The sequence below is a fragment of the Streptomyces sp. NPDC057654 genome (genome assembly GCF_042800135.1).
Classification (GTDB): domain Bacteria; phylum Actinomycetota; class Actinomycetes; order Streptomycetales; family Streptomycetaceae; genus Streptomyces.
On sequence record NZ_JBHVHQ010000488.1, the window covers coordinates 1 to 6,470 of the forward strand.

The 6,470-nt window shown below is 69.1% G+C and carries 9 protein-coding genes; 4 read left to right on the forward strand and 5 right to left on the reverse strand.

Translation table 11 applies throughout. The features are described from left to right. A partial coding sequence (locus ACFU99_RS28620; protein WP_384397439.1) for an MFS transporter occupies window positions 1-411 on the reverse strand: 411 nt, incomplete at its 3' end. Window positions 412-468: 57 nt separating this feature from the next. Continuing rightward, a complete protein-coding gene (locus ACFU99_RS28625; protein ID WP_384397442.1) occupies window positions 469-951 on the reverse strand; it encodes a MarR family winged helix-turn-helix transcriptional regulator in 483 nt (160 codons plus the stop codon). A 297-nt stretch (window positions 952-1,248) separates the two neighbouring features. Here ACFU99_RS28625 and ACFU99_RS28630 point away from each other — a divergent pair, with 297 nt between their 5' ends. After that, a complete protein-coding gene (locus tag ACFU99_RS28630; RefSeq protein ID WP_384397444.1) occupies window positions 1,249-1,473 on the forward strand; it encodes a hypothetical protein in 225 nt (74 codons plus the stop codon). Between the two features lie 349 nt (window positions 1,474-1,822). Here ACFU99_RS28630 and ACFU99_RS28635 read toward each other — a convergent pair whose 3' ends face one another. Then, window positions 1,823-2,575 carry an alpha/beta fold hydrolase gene (locus tag ACFU99_RS28635; protein WP_384397447.1) on the reverse strand — a complete coding sequence of 251 codons (753 nt, stop codon included), beginning with the start codon at window positions 2,573-2,575 and terminating at the stop codon, window positions 1,823-1,825. A 185-nt stretch (window positions 2,576-2,760) separates the two neighbouring features. Between ACFU99_RS28635 and ACFU99_RS28640 the strand changes: the two genes are divergently transcribed. Beyond that, the gene (locus tag ACFU99_RS28640; RefSeq protein WP_384397450.1) at window positions 2,761-3,159 is read left to right on the forward strand and encodes a winged helix-turn-helix transcriptional regulator; all 399 of its coding nucleotides are present in this window, start codon (window positions 2,761-2,763) and stop codon (window positions 3,157-3,159) included. 18 nt (window positions 3,160-3,177) lie between these two features. On the opposite strand, the gene ACFU99_RS28645 is transcribed toward ACFU99_RS28640, so the two are convergent. Next, on the reverse strand, window positions 3,178-4,398 hold the full coding sequence (locus ACFU99_RS28645) for a methyltransferase domain-containing protein (RefSeq protein WP_384397452.1): 1,221 nt from the start codon (window positions 4,396-4,398) through the stop codon (window positions 3,178-3,180). A 265-nt stretch (window positions 4,399-4,663) separates the two neighbouring features. Further along, window positions 4,664-5,074, reverse strand: coding sequence for an ATP-binding protein (locus tag ACFU99_RS28650; RefSeq protein WP_384397456.1), 411 nt, complete (start codon window positions 5,072-5,074; stop codon window positions 4,664-4,666). A 216-nt stretch (window positions 5,075-5,290) separates the two neighbouring features. On the opposite strand from ACFU99_RS28650, the gene ACFU99_RS28655 reads away from it, so the two are divergent. After that, a complete protein-coding gene (locus ACFU99_RS28655) occupies window positions 5,291-6,142 on the forward strand; it encodes a helix-turn-helix domain-containing protein (RefSeq protein WP_384397459.1) in 852 nt (283 codons plus the stop codon). Continuing rightward, on the forward strand, window positions 6,139-6,372 hold the full coding sequence (locus ACFU99_RS28660; RefSeq protein WP_384397462.1) for a DUF397 domain-containing protein: 234 nt from the start codon (window positions 6,139-6,141) through the stop codon (window positions 6,370-6,372). The genes ACFU99_RS28655 and ACFU99_RS28660 overlap by 4 nt, the downstream gene beginning before the upstream one ends. Window positions 6,373-6,470 lie beyond the last annotated feature (98 nt).

Genomic DNA, 6,470 nt, shown 5'->3' on the forward strand with positions numbered 1-6,470 from the left:
GCCCTGGACCACGCGACAGGCGATCAGCATGCCGGCGTTCTGCGAGAGCCCGGCGACCACCGAGCCGCCGACGTAGATCACGAGGGCTATCTGGACCAGCAGCTTCTTGCTGAAGAGGTCCGAGAGCTTGCCCCAGAGCGGGGTGGTCGCGGTCATCGCGAGCAGCGAGGCCGTGACGACCCAGGTGTACGAGGACTGGCTGCCGTTCAGGTCGTGGATGATCCGGGGCAGCGCGTTGGAGACGATCGTCGACGACAGGATCGCGACGAACATGCCGAGCAGCAGCCCGGACAGCGCCTCCATGATCTGCCGGTGGGTCATGGGCTCTGCGTCGGAGCCGGGGGCCGGCTGGTGGCCGCCTCCGTGCTTGGCGTGGCCGCCCCGCACACCGGCTGGTGTGGTCGAAGCCATGTGTTTCCTTCGGTTCTTTACGCGTCGCTACGCGTTGTGACGTGCTGTCACGCGTCGCTAAGCGGGTGTACGGGCAGTGGGATCCGCGCCGTGGGGGTGCGGTGCGCGCGCCCGGCAGTCGCCGAACGCCTCGCGCAGCCGCGTCAGCAAGTCGATGAGGCTGCCGACGTCGTCAGCGGACCAGTCCTTGAGGCACGCGGCGAGCGTCTCGGTATAGAGGGTGGAGACCTGGTTCAGCAGCTCGGCGCCGCTGGGGCTGATCCGCAGCAGCCGCGACCGCTTGTCCTGCGGGTCGGGATGCCGTTCGATCCAGCCGCGCTCGGCTACGTACGCGACGTGCCGGCTGGTCACCGACATGTCGATGGCGAGCAGCTCGGCCAGCTTGCTCATTCGCATCTCGCCGTAGCGGTTGAGCAGGGAGAGCAGGACGGCCGAGGCGGGTGAGCAGTTCACCGGGAGCATCCGGCCCAGGTCTCGCTTGATCGCGTCGACGGTGCCGAGTTGCCGTGCCAGCTCTTCGTACTGCTCTTGAGCGGCCACGGGCACCACCTCCGAACGATCAGTTGCTTAGGGCAACCATAGAAGCATTTGGTTGCTGAAGGCAAACGAAATCGGCTTCGGGGAGGTAAAGGAGTGGGAAAGGGTGCGTAGGCAGTACTCCAAGGTGCGGTGCGAATCTCGTAAAACCGCAGGTGGGGGTGGGGTTGGGAGTGCGGTATGGATGTGGCTATAGGGGGAGAAGGCGGGGCGAACGCCCTCTGGGGGCGGGGGTGATGGGGTGCCGAGAGGCGGCCCCGAGGTGTCGTGCCGCACGCATCTTCGCTAGGGTCCTGCCCTATGGCTAACCCCCAGCAGCAGGGCCCCGAGGGCCAGGGCTACGACCCGGCCGGCAGCACTCAGATGTTCCGCGCCTTCGTCGACGAAGAGCCCCAGCGCCGACCGGCAGCTCCCGCGGCCGCAGTGACCCAGCCTTCGTCGTCCGGCCCGCGGGTCGGAGTGATCGTGGGGGTGATCGTCGCGGTGGTGGTCGTGGCGGCGGTGGCTTGGCTGGCGCTCAAGTAGTTCGCCTGGTTCGCCGGCTCGCTTGGGCCGCCTGGTTCCCGCTAGGTCGTCTGGGCCGCCTGGTTCGTTAGCTCGTCTGAGCCGTCTGGGCTGCCTGGTTCGTTGGTTCGCCTGGGCGGTGGGGCGGGTGGCTGTCTGCTTCGCGGGCGGGCTCCCGTGTGTCCGAGGGCATCCTCTGGGTGCGGTTGAACGGGTATCAGGGCGGGCTTACCGCCCGACTTTGGGCCCCGATAAGGCGCTTTTGTCGGGCGGCTGCGCCACTTTTCTTTTCGGTACGAAACGGCGTGGGCGGTACTGCCCGCGCGGACCGGCACCCGTGGGGCTGCCGCTGCCGCTGCCGCTGCCGGTGCTAGAGGCCGGCCTTGAGCAGCAGCTCGGTCAGTTCTGCCGGCATGGTGATCATGCAGTCGTGGCCGGTCGGCAGTGACCACACCTGCGCCGGGGAGCCATTGGGCTGTATCGGGGGTACGGGCCGCCGCGTGACGCCTTCCGGCGTCGCGGTCCCGACGCAGTGGATGTGCGTACGCGGAATCGACTTCACGGCCGGGTTGTCCAGCCGTACCGGCTGTTGCAGGCAGCGCGCCGACTGGTCGGAGAGTATTCCGCGCAGCCACGCGACGTCCGCCGGGTCGGTGACCCCGAACAGGCCGAGGGGCGCGGGCAGCTCGGGCATGGGCGGGATGCGCCAGCCGTTGGAGCGATTGCCGTCGGCGGACTGGGCGGCGGCGGCCTGGTCGATGAGGTTTTGGGTGACGGGCTGGACGTCGATGCCCGTCTCGCCGTGCTCCGGGACCATCGCGTCCAGGTACACCAGGTGCGCGATCCGCTCCGGCACGTCGTTGGCCACGGATGAGATGACGAGCCCCGCGTAGCTGTGCCCCACGAGGACGACGTCGGTCAGATCCTCCTCGCGAATCAGCCCGACCACGTCCGCGACGTGCGTTTCGAGCCCCACCTCGGGGCTGAGCAGGTGCGCCTTGTCGCCGTAACCGGTCAGCGAGGGCGCGTACGCGCGATGCCCGGCCGACTCCAGCAGCGGGACGACCCGCTCCCAGGCGCGACCGCTGTGCCAAGCGCCGTGGACCAGCAGAAATGTAGACATGGCGGGGCTCGTCTCTCTTGAGGGGCAGGGGCAGGGGCAGGCAGGCGCGGGAACACGGCGGCCTGGTGGCATAGCGGTTCCCTTTAGTGCCTCAGTACTCTTTGAGAACCAATGCCATCGTGGGGCACCCGCAGCGCCTCGATCAATAGGGCACATTTCGGTGACCCGGTTCCCTGGAGGTGACCATGAGCGGCACAGCCGACGACGAGTCGCGGCCCGCCGAGCAGGAGGACCCGTGCCGGACGCGCGAAGTTCTCGACATCGTGGGCGACAAGTGGTCGCTGCTGGTCGTGCGCAACCTCAGCGAGGGCCCGCGCCGCTTCAGCGAGCTCAAGCGGGGCATCGACGGCATCAGTCAGCGCATGCTCACCGTCACCCTGCGCGGCCTGGAACGCGACGGTATCCTCACCCGGACCGTACGCAACGTCATGCCGCCGCACGTCAGTTACGAACTCACCCCGATGGGCAAGACCCTCCGCCAGGCCACCGTGCCCCTGCTGGAGTGGAGCATCACACACCTGCCCCACATCGACGCCGCCCGCGCGTCGTACGACGCCCGGCCGTCCGGTGCACCGTCCGCCTAGCTGCGGCTCAGCCGCGGCTCAGCCGCGCCGGGGCGGTGGCCAGGGGCCGGTGGCGGGGTGGCGAGCCCATACGTACTGGTCATGCGGCGTGACCGTCATGCCGAAGTCGTACAGCTCAGGCGCCCCCTCGGCCGTCCACTCGTCCCAGGCGGCCAGCGCCTCGTCGGCGAGACGGCGCGGGCCGAATTGGCGGGCGACCGCTGTCGCGTCGCCGTCGGGGGAGGGGTGAAGCGTGGCCCAGGAGGTGCGGGCGGTGTCGTGGAGACGTACGGCCGGGGTGTCGCCGTCGCTGCCGTCGCCGTCGTTCGTCTCGCTGAGTGTCAGGTGGACGTCCGGCAGGGCCACGCGCAGCGCGAACAGCAGGTGGGGGTCCGTACGCAGCGGGCCCAGGCCGGGGTCCCGTACGGTGAGCCGCTCCGCCTCCGGCGGCGGACCGGTGCCGCGTACCTGCTGCCAGGCGGGCGGCGGGCTGGTACCGCGGCTGGGCATGAAGGTCGCCAGCCCCTGAACCCAGCCGGTCGCCGACGCGCCGTCCTCGGCGACGGTCAGGGCCACGTGCCCCAACCGCCCCCAGGGCGCGACGATCCGCCCGCCGGGCCGCGTTTGTTCCACCCATGCCCAGGGGATCGCGTCGACCGCGTACGTACAGATCACCCGGTCGTACGGGCCGCCGGCCGGCCACCCGGCGTCCCCGTCGCCGATCTCGACCGTGACGCCGACTCCTATGGCGTCCAGCCGAGTTCGGGCCTGCGCGGCGAGTCCGGGGTCGGTCTCCACGCTGGTGACGAGCCCCGGCCCGGAACGCCGAGCCAGCAGCGCGGCGTTCCAGCCCGAGCCCGTACCCAGTTCGAGAACGCGCTGCCCCGGCTCCGACTTCAGCGAATCCAACATGTCGACCACGACCGCCGCGCACGAGAGGCTGGACGTCGCCTGCCCATCGATGACCTGCGTAACAGCGGGATCCCCCGGCCCCGCGTACACCTGCTCCGCCCACCGCCGGGCTTCGCTTCCCCGGTCCACCGGTACGTACGCGTGCCCGTCCCACCACCACAGCCGCTCTGGCGCGAACGCGTGCCGGGGTACGTCGCGTACGGCCTCCCTGATCCAGGGCGAACGGTCGGGCCACAGGGCTTGCCGCCCTATAGCGGCGTCGAGGGCGGCCCGACGTTCGCCGAGGTCGGCGGGCCCGTCGGACCCGGCGGGTTCGTTGGGTGCGTTGGGTTCGTCGTGGAACGGCATGGGTGACGGGCCCTCAGTCCTTCTTGTGCGTTCCTGAACCGGGCTTGGGCAGCGGGACTTGGCTGTCCGAGTTCCCGGGCGGCGGCGTGCCTTTTCCCGGGTCCGGGTCCGGCTTCCTGTGGTCTCCCATGGTGCGCTCCCTGTGGTCGCGGAGTGTTACTGATCGCCCGCATATTGTTACGTACGGTGATGTGCCTTGGGAAGGGTGAACTTTCGCGCAGGGGGCGGTAGGGCGCGGTGGCGGTGGGTCCGGCCGGGCCCTTGTTCACGCTGACGCGAGTTCGCACCAGACGTACTTGCCGCTGTCGCCCGGGGAGTTGAGCGCGTGCCAGCCCCAGCCGTCGGCACAGGAACGTACGAGCTCCAGGCCGCGGCCGTTCTCCGCGTCGGTCGGGGTGCACAGCAGGGGCGTCGGCGGCGTCGGGTCCGCGTCCCAGGCCCCGATCCGGAGAATCCCACCCGCCCAGCGCAGCCCGAGGGCCGCGGGCCCCTTCGTGTGGCGCACCGCGTTGCCGATCAGCTCCGTCGCCAGCAGCTCCGCCATGTCCGAGAGGTGCGGCAGCTCGTGCGCGGCGAGGATCAGTCGCAGTGCGCGGCGGCAGACGGTGACCGCGCGGGTGTCGTGTGGGATGTAAATCGTGTACTCCCACGGCTCTTCGTCGTTGATTTCAGGCATACGGGCACTCCGAGTGTGAGGGGGGTGTCGGGGTGCACTGCGGTCGACGGGCTCGGTGGCATGGCCGCGGCCGTCCTGGCGTGACGGGGCGGTGCACTTCCGGTTCCCGGAATCGCAGCGTGTGCGTTACGTCACACACGGTAGGGGTCGGATTCGACCCGGGTCAAGTCCGTCCCCTATTCTTGTGATCCTCAACAGGCGGGAAGGTAAACGAACATGCCGGCAAGGAGGACCATCACGGCGAGGCAGGAACGCCTGGGGCGGGAGCTTCGGAAGCTCCGGGAGCAGGCGGGGCTGTCCCTTCGGGAAGCGGCTCGGGTGACGGGAATCGACGAGGGTAAGTTTTCCAACGTGGAGGCTGGCCGCGTCGGCGTGAGCGCGGAGCGCGTCCGACTCGTAGCCAGTGGGTACGCGTCCGCGGACGCCGCACTTGTTGACGCCCTTGCAGCCATGACGGGCGAGCGGGCGCGCGGGTGGTGGGCGAAGTACCGCGACCTGCTCCCGCCGGGATTCCTCGACCTGGCGGAACTGGAGCATTACGCAACGTACTTGAGATCGTTTGAGAGCGTGCATATCCCAGGGCTATTGCAGACTGAGGAACACGTGCGGGCGATCTACTCCTCGTCCGTCTCGGAACTCCCTGAGGATCAGCTCGATGCGCGGGTCCAGTTCCGGCTGCGGCGGCAGGACGTTCTTGGCAGGGCCGATGCGTTTCGCTGCGAGGTGGTAATCCACGAGGCGGCGTTGCGTGTCAGGGCCGCCGACCACGGGGTTGCCCGAAGGCAGTTGCTCCACATCGTGGAGCAGTCCGAACGCCCGCAAGTCGTTGTAAGAGTAGTCCCGTTCGATGTGGATGGCTTTACTAGGATCGGAAACCCGATGTTGATGGCCGGAGGCCCTGTTCCCCAACTGGACACCGTTCTGCTGGACAGCGCGCACGGAGGCGTGTTCATGGACACGGAGGCGCAGCTTGACCGGTACCGGAGGGTAATCAGCGACGTAGAAGCGGCGGCGCTGGGGGTCGTAGAGTCGAGGGACTTCATTCACCAACTAGCGAAGCACGAATGAAAGGCCCTGACGTGGCAGCAGTTATCGCATGGCAGAAGTCCTCGTTTTCCAGCGATGAAGATGCGCCCAACTGTCTCGAACTCGCCGCCGTGGACGGCGTTGTCCTTCTCCGCGAAAGCGAAGCTCCCGCCAGCGTGCTCTCCCTGACGCGCGGAGCGCTGTCGGGGCTGGTGCGCCACGTGAAGGCCGGAGGCGCTGACGGGGGCTTCGGGCTGCCTATACGTCCGTAGGCCGGTACATCGGACGGGCCGGACCGGCCGCTCGGCGGGCGGCCCCGGACCTGGCCCGGCCCGATCACGTCAGCGGGGGCGCGGGCCAGTTCCTGTTG

What these genes read in the sequence shown, in the direction of transcription:
- ACFU99_RS28640 (WP_384397450.1), top strand. Translation starts at nt 2,761, where the DNA reads ATGAGCGGCACAGCCGACGACGAGTCGCGGCCCGCCGAGCAGGAGGAC.
- ACFU99_RS28655 (WP_384397459.1), top strand. Translation starts at nt 5,291, where the DNA reads ATGCCGGCAAGGAGGACCATCACGGCGAGGCAGGAACGCCTGGGGCGG.
- ACFU99_RS28635 (WP_384397447.1), bottom strand. Translation starts at nt 2,575, where the DNA reads ATGTCTACATTTCTGCTGGTCCACGGCGCTTGGCACAGCGGTCGCGCC.
- ACFU99_RS28630 (WP_384397444.1), top strand. Translation starts at nt 1,249, where the DNA reads ATGGCTAACCCCCAGCAGCAGGGCCCCGAGGGCCAGGGCTACGACCCG.
- ACFU99_RS28645 (WP_384397452.1), bottom strand. Translation starts at nt 4,398, where the DNA reads ATGCCGTTCCACGACGAACCCAACGCACCCAACGAACCCGCCGGGTCC.
- ACFU99_RS28650 (WP_384397456.1), bottom strand. Translation starts at nt 5,074, where the DNA reads ATGCCTGAAATCAACGACGAAGAGCCGTGGGAGTACACGATTTACATC.
- ACFU99_RS28660 (WP_384397462.1), top strand. Translation starts at nt 6,139, where the DNA reads ATGAAAGGCCCTGACGTGGCAGCAGTTATCGCATGGCAGAAGTCCTCG.